The sequence below is a fragment of the Cryobacterium flavum genome, from assembly GCF_900103805.1.
In the GTDB taxonomy this organism is placed as follows: Bacteria; Actinomycetota; Actinomycetes; order Actinomycetales; family Microbacteriaceae; genus Cryobacterium; species Cryobacterium flavum.
The window spans coordinates 17564-33123 of the sequence record NZ_FNIB01000003.1 but is presented as its reverse complement, the minus strand read 5'-3'; the positions used below and the strand labels follow the sequence as shown (position 1 = coordinate 33123).

Genomic DNA, 15560 nt, shown 5'->3' with positions numbered 1-15560 from the left:
GCGTCGGCCTGTGAGTCTCGTGCTTCTCGGCGGAGTCGCCGGCTCCGATCGTATCGAGTTGGAGCGCTACGCCCGCATCCTTCCCATTGAGTCCTCCTCACCCGATACCGCGGAGATTGAAGAAGCCGTTGCTGTCCTCCTGCCGCTGAAGCTGCCGAACGCAGACCTCGTTCACGGAAGCGATCCAGTCAACGAAGTGATGGCTGTCCTCGGGCCGCTGAAGACGACGTCGGACCATATTGCGCTTGTCAAGGCTGCCGCCGACGGAACGGACGCAGTAAGGGAAACCTTGCGCCGGTACGCTAATGATGGAGCAGGCTGGACCGACGAGGTGGAGGGCGATGATGAGTGACGTCCCCATCCGTCGTCTGATGGTCTCCGACTTCCGGCGCATTGAAGGCACTCGTGAATTGCCTTTTGATGCACCCGTTGTACTTATCCACGGCCCCAACGGTACGGGAAAAACTAGCGTTCTGTCCGCACTAGAACTCGCCCTAACCGGCAGCATTCGAAGCATGGAACGTCACTCTGATCGCTACCAAGCGCACCTGCCATTCCTCGGGCAGTCCTACGCAACAGTTCGAGCCGATGTCGCCGAGTACTTCCAGGCGGGATCGCCCGGCACCCCAATGACCGTGAGCGGTGCTCGGCAGGAAGGCACCCCGGCCTTCAACGCCGCTGCTGCTAAGTTTTACGCGGAACGGTGCTACCTGGACCAGGCGTCATTGGGTCGCCTCCTCGACCTGTACCAAGCCCGCGAAGGCAAGGAACAGACAGCGCTCGAGAAATTCGTGAACGAACTCCTTGGCCTTGAGAAACTGGACGCTCTTCGTAGCGGGCTTAGCGATGCGAATGACTTCAGGCTCTTCAAGAAGCTTGCGGTCGGCGTCGACGAGGCCGACCGCGAAGCGAAGACGGCAGCAATGCAGCTGAAGGAACACGTTGCTCTGCGAGCCGAGATCCAAACCCAAGTTGCTGACGCAAGGGCCGCGACCCGCGAGGCCGTTGCTGGACTCGACTCTAAGGTGACCGAAGGCGGCTCTGATGTGGACCTTCTTGAGTTCGTCCGGAATTCACTTAACAATGACACGACTCGTGTCGATTCCGCCGCCGCGGTAACCCTCCACCAGGAACTCATCGCTTTGGGTGGTCGCATTTCAGCGCTGGTCGAACGTCCGACCACGCACCGAATCGAGGAGACCCGGATTGCGCTGGCGGCTGCGACCGCCGACAAGGAGGCATGGGAGGCGACGGACGGGACGAGAGTCCAGGCGTGGGAAGCGGCAGCGCAGGCTGCTGGTGTCAACCTGCGCAGCGAACCGCGTATCGCCGTTGAGCACGCCACGAACTTGGTTGTCCAAGAGCTGGAGACCGCCTCCAGCCTTCGCACGCAGGCTGAGTTGGTCGGCACGCAACTGGATGCAGACCGAGCTGGGTTGTATGTGCTTCAGACCCGGCTTGCTGATGCTCACGAGCATTCAAGTGCCCTCGTCGAGAGCCTAACTGCAGTTCGTAGTGTTCTCGACGACAGCAACAGGTGCCCCGTCTGCGACCGTGACTTCACCGAAATGGGTCACCCCAGCCTCTCAGCGCACATCGATAGAAAGCTGGCGGAGCTCACTAGCCACGGACAGCTACTTGTTGACCTGCGGAACGCGCGCGACCAGCTTGCGGCACGGGTGAAGACGGCGGAAATCGAGCACACCCAACTCATGTCACGGCTCCTCTCTCCCGACCAGCGAGAGGCCGTTGAACAGCGTCACGCAACCCTCGTTGAACTCGCCGCCCAAATCGGAGGAATCCAAGCCGCCAAGTCCAACGAGACGGACCTTTTCCGGCTCGTGCGCGACCTTCAACAATCACTCGACGACCTTGAGGCCGCTACGTCGGAAGAGCTTCATATCAGCAGTGAGCTCGCCAAATACGCGGGTCTTCTGGGAACCACTGAAGTTCCGACATTCGATTCATTCCAGACGGTGTCGACCGAACTCCTTCAAAGTGCCGAAGCTCAAGTTGCCCGCCTTGCCGACACGGTCAACCAGCACAGGAAAGCAAGCGTCGAAGCAGTTCGCCTCGCGGCCGCGCTTGAACATGAATCCGCCACTGTTCAACGCCTCGCCGATACCGCCGAACACAAGAAACAGTGTGACGATCGTGTCGCTGAAGCGAAGCGCCGCCAAGGTGTAGCGAAGGAAGTCCACGAAGCCGCAACACAGGCACGCACCAACATCGTCCACCGTGTCTTCACCGAATCGCTTAACGAGGTCTGGAAGACTGTTTTCACCAGGCTCGCCCCGAACGAAGGGTTCATCCCAAGCTTCGGCATCCCCAGCGCCACAAAGAAGACATTCGACATCAATCTGGAGACTACGCACCGCAACGGCCAGGCCAGCGGTCCTCCTCAAATGATGCTCTCTGCCGGCAACCTGAACACCGCAGCGCTGTCCCTGTTCCTCGCGCTCCACCTAGCCGTTGAACCCCTCGTTCCGTGCCTCGTCTTCGATGACCCCGTCCAGGCTATGGACGAAGTGCATGTGGCGCAGTTCGCTGGCCTCATCCGCCTCCTTTCGAAACAAAACAACCGGCAAGTCATCATTGCCGTCCACGAACGCGAGCTGTTCGATTACCTGGCTCTCGAACTAAGCCCTGCCTATGAGGGCGACGAACTCATCACCATCGAGCTCGGCGAACGCGCAACGGAGGAGGATCAAGGCATCACTCGCCATCTCTGGACGCCAGACGTCGCGATCGCCAACTAGCAGCTCGCCGGGAGGCGGCGCCCCGAGCGATCTTGAAGAATCCCGACTTTGAATTGCCACGCCTCTTGCAGATCGAGGACCCGGCTGTTTCGTCGGTGACGAAACGGTGCAGCCTGGCGCTCCTCCTGAGTATGAGCGACCTGCAGAAATTCACCATCCGGCGGATGACTATGACCCAGTGCGTCCGGTGTGGCGCGGCGCTGACGCCGGCCGCGAGCACCGGACGACCGCGCGTCTTTTGTGGACCCGGCTGCCGCAAAGCAGCGTACGACGACAGACGGGCCCGTAAACCGGAGGCATTTCACGTGCGAATTGTTGACCGTACTGTCGTGAAGACGGTTGAGAAGATTCGGACCATCGATGAAGGGCACGACATCACCGAGTGCATCCGACAGGTCTGCGGATCACCCCGGGCGGTCGCGAATGTCCTCGCCGCTCTGAATGGGTTGGTCCGCTCGGACACATTGCTGCTGGATAACAAGTGGGCTCCCGCACTGCGTTTGATCGTCGACTTGAACCGCGCCATTCAGAATGCTGCTGAGCGCGCAAGCCGGCCGCGCCGCTGACGCCGAGATCATCGCGGTACCGGAGCACGGAAAGGATGAAACTCAGGCTTGCGGCATCTTGCTAGATTCCGTCTAGAGAAAGCATGTAAGGGTGTGTTGTCGGATAGCGTCGCATTTATTTCGCGGTTCGCGGGCTTGTCCATCTGTGGAGGTGCGCACGCGCAAGCACTTCCATGGCTACGGTTGTAACGAGCACAGTGATTGAGAGCGCGTGATGACGTACAGCGTAATTCGAGTTCGCGCGACGCCTGGTGCCTCGCGCTCAGGGCACATGGGTGGCGTGGTCGTGGTTGCTGGTATCGCGGTGGCCGCGTGGATTTCTTTCGGCCGCCACCTCTTCGGGATCGGTGGCGACCTCACCATCATCTACGCGGCGACGCTGGGTGTGATTTTTGCCGCCTTGCTGGTGTTCACGGGGCTCGCGGTACGACGCACGGCACGTCGAGGGTTCGAAACTCGCGCGATAACATACGCGTTTTTCCTTGCATCAGGCGTTAGCGGACTCTTGTTGGGACTCACGCTTCCAGATTCAACACCTCGCGGTTTGCAGACAATCATCAGCGGACCCACACAGCCTGCGTTGGATATCGCTCTTGGTATCGCGAACCCCCTGGGCGTTATCGGAATCGCGACCGCGATCATTGCGCTCGTGCTTTCGATTCGCGATTCGCGCGGGCGAATCACGCTTGTTGAGTCTTGGGGCGACGAGGATGACGGCGCCCTTGTTGACCCCGCGTAGCGGCAATTCGTTGCATCGACGCCGCTCCTGAAAAACCCACGTGCAGCGCGTCAGGCCGGAAACACCGTCTAAGAGACAGCCCCCACCTAGGCTGAGCAGTATGACGGTCGAACAGGTTGAGCAAGGGCCTCGCCAAATCGCGCGCACTGTTGAGGTGCCGGCTTCGGCCGAAGACATCTTCGCGTTGGTGGCTGATCCGCACCGTCACGGTGAGCTGGACGGCTCGGGCACCGTCGGCGGTACGGTGTCGGGACCGCGGCGGCTCACCCAGGGCGCAAAATTCTCGGTAGCGATGAAGCAGTTCGGCGTCCCGTATCGCATCACCAGCACGGTGACGCGCATCGAAGACGGTCGGCTTGTAGAGTGGCGTCACCCCGCGGGACACCGGTGGCGCTGGGAACTCACGCCGCTCACGCCCACGTCTACGCGCGTTACCGAGACGTTTGACTACAGCACCGTCCCAGCCGTTCAGGGAAAGGTCTACGAGCTGCTCGGCTTTCCCCGGCAGAACGCCGCCGGCATCGAAGCCACCCTTCGCCAACTCACGTCGCGCTCCGCCCGCGCTTGACGTGAGGCCACCGGGCCGGAGTCGGTTACGCGGCCGTGATTACCAGCGCCACCGACTCGTCGGTCGTCCGGCTCAGGCGCCGGACCGCATGGTGGCGAAGTGCTCAGTAACTAGATCCCGCTTAGCGCCTCCGCATCCGCATCCGCATCGGCCGCAACATTCTTCTGCACGGCGAACTGGGTCCGGTGCAATTCCTCGTACCGCCCACGCACAGCCAGCAGTTCCTCGTGCGTACCGCGCTCCACGATCGAGCCGTCCTCAACCACGAGGATCAGGTCCGCGCTGCGGATGGTGGAGAGGCGGTGTGCGATCACCATCGCTGTCCGTCCCTTGAGCGCCTCGCTGAGCGCCGCCTGCACGGCGGCCTCAGACGTCGAGTCCAGCGCCGCCGTCGCCTCGTCGAGGATGACGACGCGCGGCTGGGCGAGCAGGAGCCTCGCGATGGTCATCCGCTGGCGCTCACCCCCGGACAATCGGTAGCCACGCTCGCCCACCATGGTGTTCAGCTGGTCGGGCAGGGACCGGATGAGCGGCTCGAGCCGCGCACGCCGGACGGCGTCCCACACCTCATCGTCGGACGCTTCCGGCCTCGCGAGGCGCAGATTGGAGAGGATGGTCTCGTGGAACAGGTGGCCGTCTTGCGTCACCATTCCCAGGGTGTGCCGCAGGGAGGCGAACGTGACATCGCGGACATCCGCCCCCGCGAGGCGCACGGCGCCGCTGTCGACGTCGTACAGGCGCGAAAGGAGCTGCGCAATCGTGGATTTGCCGGCACCGGACGAACCAACGAGGGCAACGGTCTGACCCGGCTCGATCCTGAACGACACGCCGTGCAGCACCTCCTCGCCGCCGCGGGTATCCAATGTGGAAACCTCCTCGAGAGAGGCGAGAGACACCTTGTCCGCGGACGGGTAGGCGAAGCGCACGTTGTCGAACTCGACGGCCACCGGGCCTTCGGGAACGACGACGGCGTCGGGCTTCTCCTTGATGAGCGGGTCAAGGTCGAGCACCTCGAAGACGCGCTCGAAGCTGACCACCGCGCTCATGATCTCCACCCGTGCGTTTGCGAGGCCGGTGAGCGGCGCGTAGAGGCGGGTGAGGAGAAGCGCCAGGGTGACCACGTCGCCGGTATTCAGCTGGCCGGCTAGTGCGAGGGCGCCGCCGAGCCCGTACACGAGCGCGAGGGCGAGAGCGGAGACGAGCATCAGGGCGGTGTAGAAGACGAACTGCAGCATTGCGGCGCGCACACCGATGTCGCGGACACGGGCGGCGCGGACGCGGAACTCCTCGGCCTCCTCGTCGGGCCGGCCGAACAGCTTGACGAGGGTGGCGCCGGGCGCTGAGAAGCGCTCGGTCATCTGCGTGCTCATGGCGGAATTGTGGTCGGCGGCCTCGCGGCGGAGCGCGGCGAGGCGGCTTCCCATGCGGCGGGCGGGTACCAGGAAGATGGGGAGCATGATCACGGCGAGAACCGTCACGAGCCAGGACGTGCTGAGCATGACGATCAGGGTGAGGATTAGCGCCACGACGTTCGTGACCACGCCGGACAGCGTGCCGCTGAAGGCCTGCTGAGCGCCGATCACATCGTTGTTGAGGCGGCTCACGAGGGCGCCCGTTCGTGTGCGGGTGAAGAACGCGATCGGCATCTTCTGCACGTGGTTGAAGACGGCGGTGCGGAGGTCGAGGATCACGCCTTCACCGATCCGCGCCGAGTACCAGCGCGTCACGAGTGACACGGCGGCGTCGGCCACGGCCACGAGGGCGATGACGACGGCGAGCCACACGATTGTGGTGACCGCGCCTTGGGCGACGATGACGTCGATCACCTGGCCGGCGAGTACCGGCGTCGCGACCGCGAGGAAAGCTCCCACGGTGGAGAGGGTGATGAAGATCAGCAGCTTGGACCGGTAGGGCACCGCGAACGTCATGATCCGCCGCACGGACTCACGGGAGAAGCCGTGTTTGCTGTCCCTGGCGCTCGAGATCTTGTGCAGCGAGCTCCAGGCCGCGCCTTCCATGCTCATGGTGGTTCCTTTCGCTCGTACTAGGCCAAGTTTAGGTGGCGAGTTGCCCGACCTCGGGGTTCTCCCCAGCGGCGACGCACCGGGGCTTCTTTCATGAAACGGCTCGGCCGGCAACGAGCGCGTGGGCGGGGTTTGCAACTCGGCTGCCGAGGCGATGCGCGGTGCGCCGGTCAGCCTCATGGACCGCGTCAGGGCCGCCGTCATTCCACGACTGTGCGCCCGCCAAAAGCGGTTCACAAGGTCATCATTTACCCATCACATTCATCACTAAATGACCCAAAACGATGACGTACAATTGGAGGCAGCGAACCGCCCGGTTCCCTGTAAACACAAAGGAATCCGCGGGTTTTCGGGGACATTCGGCGATGACAGAATTAAGCCTAGAACCTCCAAGGGGTCGCAGGTTCGAATCCTGTCAGCCCGACCAAAAGGGCCGTTCGCGAAACTGTTCACGAAACGGCCCGGTCGAAACAAAAAAGAAATCGCTCCTGAGGATTCTCAGGAGCGATTTCTGGTTTAAGCGGCGTCCCAGCGCACCGACTAACTGTGCTCATCAGGTCACTCGTCGCGACGCCTATCCCAGGGGGAATCGCGCCGGAAGAGAACTATCCCTGTGTGGAGCTCACCACCTCGAACGGGAGCACACACCTAATCTCGCTCGGCGTGTACCCGAACCAGGCCGGCGGCTCTGCAAGGGGTTCAGATGCCAGCTTTGAGAAGTGAGGTTGCGCAGGCGGCATGTTTGTCGTATTGAAACCGGTCAGAATCGTGGGCAAACTGTTCGCGCTTCCTGTTCACAATCGCACCTGCCGGCCATGAGGTTTCTGCCCATTGTGGGTATGGTTTCATCATGGACCGCATCAGAACTGTCAGCGCATTCGTCGGGCGTTGGTTCGCCGTTATTGTTTTGGCTGCGGGAGCGTTGGCGCTTGCTGTCCCCGACGCATTTTCCGGCCTGACCGTGGCGATCCCATGGCTACTTGCCGTGATCATGCTGGGAATGGGTATGACGCTGCGCCCGGTTGACTTCGCGATTATTGCCAGGCGGCCGTGGGCGCTACTGCTGGGCGTTGCGGCCCAGTTCTTCGTGATGCCGTTGATCGGCTTCGGGATTGCCGTCGCGCTGGGGCTTTCGCCCATGCTGACGGCTGGCATGATTTTGGTCGGTTCTGTGCCCGGAGGTACAGCGTCCAACGTGATGGTCTACCTCTCTAAGGGCGATACCGCGTTGTCTGTGGCGATGACGTCCGTTTCGACTTTGCTGGCCCCCGTGCTGACGCCGCTGCTCGTGCTGGTACTCGTGGGAGAGTCCCTGCCCGTCAATGCTGGCGCTTTGTTCGTGTCGATTGTGCAGATCGTGCTGGTTCCGGTAGTGCTCGGGCTCGTGCTGCGCATGATCGTGCCGCGCCTGGTAGAGCGTTTTCTCGATGTTTTGCCGCTGCTGTCGGTAGCCGGCATCACCGTCGTGGTTGCGGCCGTCATCGCCGCCAGTGCCTCCACGCTGTTGTCGATTGGCGTGCTCGTGGTCGTCGCCGTGATCCTGCACAACTCCCTCGGACTGACGCTTGGGTACTACATTGGGCGTCTGTTCGGGCTTCCGGTCGCCAGTCGCCGAGCTCTCAGCTTCGAGGTGGGCATGCAGAACTCCGGCCTGGCTGCCGCCCTAGCCGTGGCGCATTTCAACCCGGTAGCCGCGCTGCCAGCGGCAATTTTCTCGGTCTGGCATAACGTATCGGGTTCGGTGCTCGCCAGCTACTGGGCGCGCAAGGATCTACCGTCCGATGAGATTTCCGAATCCTTGCCGGTTACCGCCCGCGCGTCAGGATCCACGGTCAACCTCGCAGACTTCCGGCCGTCGCCGCCCGGTCTCAGCATTAGCAAGTCGGTCACTCCCCCGGGGCTTTAGTACCTGCCGGACGAGGACCTACGCCGCGAACGGGGCCGGGCAGCTCCCAATTGCTCGATGGGCGACTGCGGCCGCCGCCAGGCGGCGCCGTGGTGGCCGCAACCCATAAGGAACGCATTGAAGTGGAGCTGGTGTGGGGCTGACCTGGCCGGCGCTGCCCTAGTTCATTACCAGGCCGCCGTCGACGACCAGGTTCTGCCCGGTGACCGACCGCGCCCAGGGGGAGGCAAAAAAGAGTACCGCATCCGCAAATTCGGCCGGGGTTGTCACTCTGCGTAGCGGGGTGGAGGCGGCGATGAAGTCGAACACGTCCTCGGGGGTAGCCGCGCTGGCATCCGTGGTGCGCAGCAGCCCGCCGGAGACCATGTTTACGGCGATGTTGTGCGGGCCGAGGTCTGAGGCGAGGGTGCGGGTCAGGGAGAGCAGGGCGGCCTTGGCGGCCGTGTAGTCGTGGTAGGGCACCACCGGGTTCTGAAACAGGTTGGTACCGATGTTGATGATGCGGCCAAACCCGGCCTCGCGCATGCCTGCCAGCGCCTGCTGGGTTGTGTTCAGGGCACCGCGGACGCTGCCCGAGAATTGCGCCTGGAATTCGTCCCAGCTGATGTCGGCAGCGCCGGAGCGGGCGTCGCCGTTGAAGCTGAAATCGACCAACGCGTTATTGACCACCGTTGTCACGCTGGAGCCGAAATGTGCCTGCGCCTGCGTGAGCATTGCCGCGACCTGGGCCGGGTCGGTGACGTCGGCCTGTACGGCAAGAGCGTGTTCAGGCCCATAGCCGGAAGCCAAGGTTTCCGCCGCTGCGGCGCTGTTGCGATAGTTGATGACCACCCGGGCGCCCAGAGCCGCGAAAGCGTGCACGATGCTTTTACCCAGGCCGCGTGCGCCGCCAGTGACCAGGACAATCTGTTCTGCTATTTGCATGATTTTCTTCACCTTGGGTAAGGCGAAAGGACGAGATCCGGCACCAAAGCAGTGCACGTAATTCTCCGTGACATCCCTTCGCTAGTTCGAACTAGATCAGGTTCAACGGGTGTCATCTCAGCCGACCGTCATGCAGTCGGCACCCCGTGTCGCTGAAAACGAGTATACGCAACCGCCTGGCACCGGAAAATTCGCGTCCTGAACTCATAACCAACCGGGCTGGTCGACTGTGTCGTCGCGGAGCTCAGCATCAACTCCGCGTTTGACGGTCTGGCCCGGCAGCGTACCCTGTACGCCACCGACGTCTTGTGCGGTGACCCCGATCGTGGTGGCAGGATCGCCTAGAACGGCACCGGTGAGGTCGCCTGCAATCTGATTCTGCGACCGCCCGAACCGATCGACGTATCGGCTACCTGTGCCGGCTCTGGCGGGTCCTGACAGTGAACGACGCTTTCTAGTCAGCGCTGATCTGGTGGCGGAAGCGATCGCGACGGCTGTGGAGGTTCCAGAGGTGCTCAGCGAGCGCTGACGGGTCCTTCTCGGGATCGCCGGCGATGATGCGGCCGCCGATGATGAGCTGGGAGACCTGGATTCCTTCTTCTCCGAGGGCCTCGTTGAGCAGCTGTGCGTAGGCGGCCTGTCCAGCGAATGCGATTGACGTGCCGGTGACATTGCGGCCCGGGGTCACGGCGGATCCGCCGTTGACGAAGAGGATGGTGCCGCGGTTAGCGCCGAGGAAACGCATGCCGGGGAGGACCTGGTGCACGGCGGCGACGGGTCCGTAGATGGAGAACTCGATCGGGCCCACGAGGTCGGCAGGAGTGGTCTCCAGAACCGGGCGCATGAAGTCCTTCTGCGGCAACGGGCTGTATTGCAGTACCTCGATCGGGCCGAGCGTCTCTGCGACCTGTTCGAGAGTGCGGGTGATGGAGGCCGGATCGCGCACGTCGGCGACGAAGCCGTGAGCTGAGATGCCCTCGGCCAGCAGTTCGGCGGCGAGGGCATCTACGCGTCCCTGGTGGCGGGCGATGAGCGCGACGGTGAAGCCTTCGACCCCGAATCGCCGCGCGACGGCGGCCCCGAGTCCTGAGCCAGCTCCGATGATTGCGATAGTAGTCATAGCTGGTACAAGGGCCATGCTGTCCGAGAATTTCCGATACCCGCGATGTGAGCTCCCGTGAGTGACGAGCCGTGGATTGGTAAGTCGCTCCGCTGCGTCCGGGCTTGGCCTGGCTGGTGGGTACCGGGCCGGGAACGGGGCAGTTGGTGGTCAGCACCCAGCATTGACCGGATGCCGTGGACGCGACATCGAAGAGCGCCTGGTGGGTGAGGCCCAGTTTTTCACCGAGCACGAATGCTTCGCTGACGGCGATCATTGAGATTCCGAGGATCATGTTGTTGCAGATCTTTGCGGCTTGTCCGGCGCTCGGGTCGCCGCAGTGCACGATGCGCGCCCCCATCGTGGCAAGAATTGGTTCGGCGATCGCGAAGTCCGCCGCCGACGCCAGGCCGCGCGTCGAAGCAGTCCTCTCGCCGCTTGCAGCTCGGTCTCCATGTCGGCGAGGGTGAACAGCAGGGACTGTTGTTCGACGAGGAGCTAACCTTCATCGGGCACATAAAGACAGGATCGACAATCAGGTCCATGTAGTGCCAGAACTCGCGATGGTCGGCGTAAAACGATGTCGGGTGGGTAGACCGCGCTTACTGGTGCAGAGGAAGCCTGAACCCGAAAAATTATGTGCTCGGTGATTCTCGCTGTGGCGGCCGACGCTCGCGACAACAAGTTATGGCCATCGTTGCGGTTCAGGATCAAGCAAACGCCCATCATGTACCCACCTGAATCGACCCGGAGCGATTTCTCGTTCAACCGGATGCTGTGTGAGCCTCTCCCCACCGTCTGACGCCGATGGGACGATTCCACGCAGCGTTCCCGACCGCTCTCGCGGGCCCGGATCAGCCCGGGAACGCTGCGTCGTAGACCGCGCGAAGCTCGGCACTGTCGGCCCCGGTCACGCCGCATCCCGTGATCGTTCCATCGATTGCGCCGACGAGGTAGCTCTGGCCGACCTCGAAGGGCACGCCTGAGAAGTCGGAGGTCATCGTGTCGATCTGCGCCACCTCCACGCGGTCGGCGACCTCGCCGACAAAGCGCTCCGTGACCTCCAGCACAACGGTGTTGCCCTGGATCTGCAGGACCGTCGCGGCGAACGCCTGCTCCTGCGCCGCGACGGTCGCCGGCTCGAGCACGAGGCAGCTGCCACTCGCGAGGCCTCCGCCCATGGAAGGCTGCAGCGACTCGACAGTGGGTTCCGGACCACCGAGAACGAGGGGTACGACGATAGCGGCGGCGATGGCGAGGCCCGCGGCGACGCCGGCCACCGGCATCCACCGCCGGAACGCGCGTCGCGGGGCCTCGGGGGTGACCGTCGAGGTAGTAACGGACTGGTCGGTCATGATCTGCTCCATTCTGTGGTCGAGCCACGTCGGCGAGGCAGGGGGCAGCGCGCGGGCCGGATCGGCGGCACGCAGCTGATCGCGCAGCGCACGGTCATCGTCGTGCATCGTCGCTCCCTTCGTCGTAAGTTATATGTCCGGTCGAGTGGCCGGATTTCAGTAGTTCCTGCTTGAGGCGCGCCTTCGCGCGGTGCAGCCGGATCGCCGCTGCGTTCGCGCTGATGCCGACCACAACGGCAATCTGCGGGCTCGTCAACTCGTCCCACGCCCACAGCCGCAGGATCTCGGCATCGTTTCGACGCAAGCCGGCGAGGGCTGCGGTCACGCGGGCCGCCACGGCGGTGCCTTCATCGACGGTGGATGCTGCGGGGTTCTCGTCCGTAGCGGCCGGCGGCGGGTCGATGGCGATGATGCGGCCGATGAGACGGGTGCGGCGACGCTCGGCGCGTTGGGCGTTGCTGAGGCACTGTCGAGCGACGACGATCGCCCAAGGGAGGGCATCGTCGGGAACCTCGTCGAGGCGGCGCCAGCACACGAGCAGGGTGTCGCCGATCACGTCGTCGGCCATTGCGGCGTCGGTGCGGCGGTGCAGGTAGTGGCGCACAGGGTCGCCGACGAGCGCGACGAGGTTGCGCATCCGTTTTTCGCGCTCGGTGTCGGTCACAACTCTCATATTGAGGCATGTCCGGCAGGGGCGCGAGGATTTCATGCGAGGACGGACGTGGTCGACTCGCTGGATGGCAGTTTGGTCGCAGCGAACCTCATCTATTTCCGCAGCTGTGTAGTTCGCAAGTGATGCGAATCACTTTGGCACTACAGGTCTCGATTCGCATGAAATCGACCTTGTCCTTCGCTCAGCAAATCCGACCGGCTGCGGGAGGCACAATTCTTTAAGGCGTCACAAGTCGTCTGGGATGCAGACTCCGTCGTAGAGTTTCGCGGGAGTTGCGCCGCTGCGCGCCAGGCGGAACTCGCGCGCACTGGCCCAGATCCTGCGGGGCGCGCTGCGGCCGTGCGAACAACCCTCAGGTCACCGGAAGGCGGGTCTTGCCCAGGTACATGAGCTCCCAGAGCGCCTTGGTCTCGGTGTATTCCTCGACCAGAACATCGTCGAGGTACCGGCGCAGAACCAGGGTTCCGGTAAAACGCAGGTAGGCTGCGTCGAACCGCATCAGGCGCGCGAGCAGCTTCGCGGCCGGCGGCACGACGTCGATGAATCGTGTGCGCAGCAGCGTCTCCTCCCGTTCGAAGGCGATGGTGAAGCGGTCGGGGCCGGCGCGGTAGTCGTAGGTGAGGATATCCGCTACCGGCTTACCAGAGGGAGCGTCGATGCCGATACGGTCGGTCGTGACCGCCACCTTGGTGCCGTCGTCGGCCACGACAACACCATCGCGGGCGAGATGCAGGGTGGTGAGCGGCTCGTAGCCGTAGGCCTTTTCGGCAGTGATGTGCGCGGCGATCAGGCTGTACGGCCCCACCTGCGCGCGTCCCCAATACCAGTTGTGCATGAGTTCACGCAGAGGCGCATCGCCCCAGTTGTGATCGTGGTAGCCAACCCCCGTGGTTTTGACGACCTGCCCGTCGACCGAGTACTCGGCGTCGACGCGCCCGTTCGGCACCGCCACAAACCAGGCGAACGTCTTCTCCACGCCGTTGCAGGCGAACATCTCGTAGCCGGTCGCGGGCCGCCAGGCCGGCACCGTGCCGTTGAGCGTCACGTTCACCGTGACGTTCTCGACGGATGCGCTCACCCGGTAGGTCTGTAGATCACCGCTGAAGCGATGGTCGCCGATGCGCACATCGCAGCCGTCGGTGGAGGCACTGAACTGCTCGGGATCGGCCGCGAAAGTCCTCTCGAACGACCGTCCATCGGGCAGGTCGAGGTTTATGTTCACGAACGGAGCCAGGCGGGTGCCCGGCGTCGCGGGGTTCTTCGTGTAGAAGCCCACGACGAGCTTGGCACCATCGTCGAGACTCGCGTCGAAATACCACCACTCGTACGACCCACGGCGGTTCGGGTCGGTGCGCAGACCGTCTTCGAATTGCGCCGTGCTGAGCGGGTTGAGGCCGAGCCGAGCGAAATCAGCCGGGTCGGCGGCCAGACGCACTCGCTTCTGGCCAGCACTCGTAGTGGTCATGGCGCTCCTTCTATCGATGACCTAGGTATACACCGGACTCAATACGCGCATGCCGCCGAGCATGCAACAAGGACAGGCCTCACGCTGTGTGCGTGGGGCCCGCCTGGTCCTGTGAGGGAATTCGAGTGGATTTACCGGTGCTTGTTAGCCTTTTTTGATGACGACGGTGGTGTTGTCGGTGTAGTAGTTGCGTTGGAAGTCGATCTTGGTGGTGGTTTTGGCGATCACGGCGCAGTTGGCGACCTTGGTGTCTTTGCCGAAGGTGTTGTCCTTGATGATGGTGCCTTGGAGGGGGCCATAGGCTTTTTCGGCAATGTTCACGGTGCAGGCCCCGCCATTGGCGAAGTTGTCGACGAAGGTGAAGTTGGATACCGTTCCGCGGTCCTGGGTGATTTGCACGGCGGCGCTGTGCGAGTCGGTCAGGCGGTTGCCGGCGACCGTGATGTTATTGCCAGACTGAACCTGGATGGAGTCGTCGTGACTGGGCGAACCGCCCTGATTCGGGTCATTGCGGTAATGCATGTGGTCGTGGATCCAGGAGTCCTGCAGGCTCACATTGCTTCCCGTGATGTGAATGCCATCGATGACGTTATTGATGTTCAAGCGCGTTGCCGTGAAGTTATAGCCGTAGATTCCATTGGCATCGGGCGAAGCGGTGCTCGGGGACAGCTCGGTGTCGGTCACGACGAGGTTTCTGAAGCCGCCGAGGTTGTTGATGAGGGCGCCCGGGCCGTTCATGGTGCGACCACGAATGATGGAATTTTTGATGGTGACGTTGGCCGCGCTGATCTTGACCAGACCACGAATGTCGAGGCCGTCGAGAACTGTGCCGGCCGTCGTGACATTGATGTCGCCATGGTGCACGGTCAGTGTGGTTCCGGACGGAACACCCGTGTTGGAGGCACCAGGTATGCCACCCGGTGTCGGAGTCGGCTCGGGTGACGGTGTCGGAGCCGGAGCCGGAGTCGGCTCGGGTGACGGTGTCGGAGCCGGAGTCAGCGTAGGCTCCGGAGTCGGTGCGGGCGTGGGCTCCGTTGCGCCGCGTTCAAAACCGGCCAGTTCGAGGTTCAACCTGACGTCGGCGACGCTACTGGACAGGGTTACGGCGCCGTTTGTCTGCGTCGTCACGGGAACCGTGACCGTCTTGGTTGCACTGGTACCCACGGGTGCCGTGAACGAATACGTTTGCGTGTCCTCTGCGCCGACAGCAATTTTCACCTGACTTCTGGCCGTGACCTCGGACGTGAAGAACTTCACATCGACGGATTTCAGGCCGGAGGGCACTGTGCCCAGCTGAGCGGTAATGCTCCGGCCAGCCGGGATATCGATCGAGGTGCTTGTCGAGTCGGCGCTTCCGCTCCCGGCAAAGGCCGGAACAGCGGTGAGGCCGGAAAGGGCGAAGGCCGACACCGCGACGGCGGCCAGAATGACCAATCGTGGTTCCCGGCGTGGGCGGACGTCGGTGACAGGCCGAGTGGTTGT

The 15560-nt window shown here is 63.1% G+C and carries 13 protein-coding genes, 1 pseudogene and 1 riboswitch; of the genes and pseudogenes, 6 read left to right on the top strand and 8 right to left on the bottom strand.

Annotated elements, in window-relative coordinates; translation table 11 throughout:
* Nucleotides 1-10: 10 nt before the first annotated feature.
* The 5 genes from BLS91_RS19515 to BLS91_RS04420 all read left to right on the top strand — a co-directional run bounded on the left by BLS91_RS19515 (nucleotide 11) and on the right by BLS91_RS04420 (nucleotide 4632).
* The gene (locus BLS91_RS19515; protein ID WP_134505200.1) at nucleotides 11-352 is read left to right on the top strand and encodes a hypothetical protein; all 342 of its coding nucleotides are present in this window, start codon (nucleotides 11-13) and stop codon (nucleotides 350-352) included.
* Entirely contained in the window at nucleotides 342-2759 is a 2418-nt protein-coding gene (locus BLS91_RS04435) for an AAA family ATPase (protein ID WP_159433821.1), read from the top strand. The genes BLS91_RS19515 and BLS91_RS04435 overlap by 11 nt, the downstream gene beginning before the upstream one ends.
* Before the next feature lie 32 nt (nucleotides 2760-2791).
* On the top strand, nucleotides 2792-3325 hold the full coding sequence (locus BLS91_RS04430; protein ID WP_134505201.1) for a hypothetical protein: 534 nt from the start codon (nucleotides 2792-2794) through the stop codon (nucleotides 3323-3325).
* Between the two features lie 286 nt (nucleotides 3326-3611).
* On the top strand, nucleotides 3612-4064 hold the full coding sequence (locus BLS91_RS04425) for a hypothetical protein (RefSeq protein WP_241983051.1): 453 nt from the start codon (nucleotides 3612-3614) through the stop codon (nucleotides 4062-4064).
* A 100-nt stretch (nucleotides 4065-4164) separates the two neighbouring features.
* Nucleotides 4165-4632 carry an SRPBCC family protein gene (locus BLS91_RS04420; protein WP_092339545.1) on the top strand — a complete coding sequence of 156 codons (468 nt, stop codon included), beginning with the start codon at nucleotides 4165-4167 and terminating at the stop codon, nucleotides 4630-4632.
* 110 nt (nucleotides 4633-4742) lie between these two features.
* On the opposite strand, the gene BLS91_RS04415 is transcribed toward BLS91_RS04420, so the two are convergent.
* Nucleotides 4743-6656, bottom strand: a complete 1914-nt coding sequence (locus BLS91_RS04415; RefSeq protein ID WP_092339544.1) for an ABC transporter ATP-binding protein — start codon at nucleotides 6654-6656, stop codon at nucleotides 4743-4745.
* Between the two features lie 850 nt (nucleotides 6657-7506).
* Here BLS91_RS04415 and BLS91_RS04410 point away from each other — a divergent pair.
* Nucleotides 7507-8562, top strand: a complete 1056-nt coding sequence (locus tag BLS91_RS04410; protein WP_092339543.1) for a bile acid:sodium symporter family protein — start codon at nucleotides 7507-7509, stop codon at nucleotides 8560-8562.
* A 159-nt stretch (nucleotides 8563-8721) separates the two neighbouring features.
* Here BLS91_RS04410 and BLS91_RS04405 read toward each other — a convergent pair whose 3' ends face one another.
* The 7 genes and pseudogenes from BLS91_RS04405 to BLS91_RS04375 all read right to left on the bottom strand — a co-directional run bounded on the left by BLS91_RS04405 (nucleotide 8722) and on the right by BLS91_RS04375 (nucleotide 15512).
* On the bottom strand, nucleotides 8722-9486 hold the full coding sequence (locus tag BLS91_RS04405; protein ID WP_092339842.1) for a 3-oxoacyl-ACP reductase: 765 nt from the start codon (nucleotides 9484-9486) through the stop codon (nucleotides 8722-8724).
* Between the two features lie 56 nt (nucleotides 9487-9542).
* Nucleotides 9543-9643, bottom strand: a riboswitch (TPP riboswitch).
* 297 nt (nucleotides 9644-9940) lie between these two features.
* Nucleotides 9941-10606, bottom strand: coding sequence for an SDR family NAD(P)-dependent oxidoreductase (locus BLS91_RS04400; protein WP_092339542.1), 666 nt, complete (start codon nucleotides 10604-10606; stop codon nucleotides 9941-9943).
* A gap of 85 nt (nucleotides 10607-10691) precedes the next feature.
* Nucleotides 10692-10979 (bottom strand): annotated as a pseudogene (locus BLS91_RS04395) (NAD-binding protein); the annotation flags it as partial.
* Between the two features lie 460 nt (nucleotides 10980-11439).
* On the bottom strand, nucleotides 11440-12048 hold the full coding sequence (locus tag BLS91_RS04390; protein WP_092339541.1) for a hypothetical protein: 609 nt from the start codon (nucleotides 12046-12048) through the stop codon (nucleotides 11440-11442).
* Complete coding sequence (locus BLS91_RS04385; protein WP_092339540.1) at nucleotides 12035-12604, bottom strand: RNA polymerase sigma factor; 570 nt, start codon at nucleotides 12602-12604, stop codon at nucleotides 12035-12037. The genes BLS91_RS04390 and BLS91_RS04385 overlap by 14 nt, the downstream gene beginning before the upstream one ends.
* 361 nt (nucleotides 12605-12965) lie before the next feature.
* Nucleotides 12966-14078, bottom strand: a complete 1113-nt coding sequence (locus BLS91_RS04380; RefSeq protein ID WP_092339539.1) for a lipocalin-like domain-containing protein — start codon at nucleotides 14076-14078, stop codon at nucleotides 12966-12968.
* A gap of 144 nt (nucleotides 14079-14222) precedes the next feature.
* Complete coding sequence (locus BLS91_RS04375) at nucleotides 14223-15512, bottom strand: hypothetical protein (protein WP_092339538.1); 1290 nt, start codon at nucleotides 15510-15512, stop codon at nucleotides 14223-14225.
* Nucleotides 15513-15560: the final 48 nt, after the last annotated feature.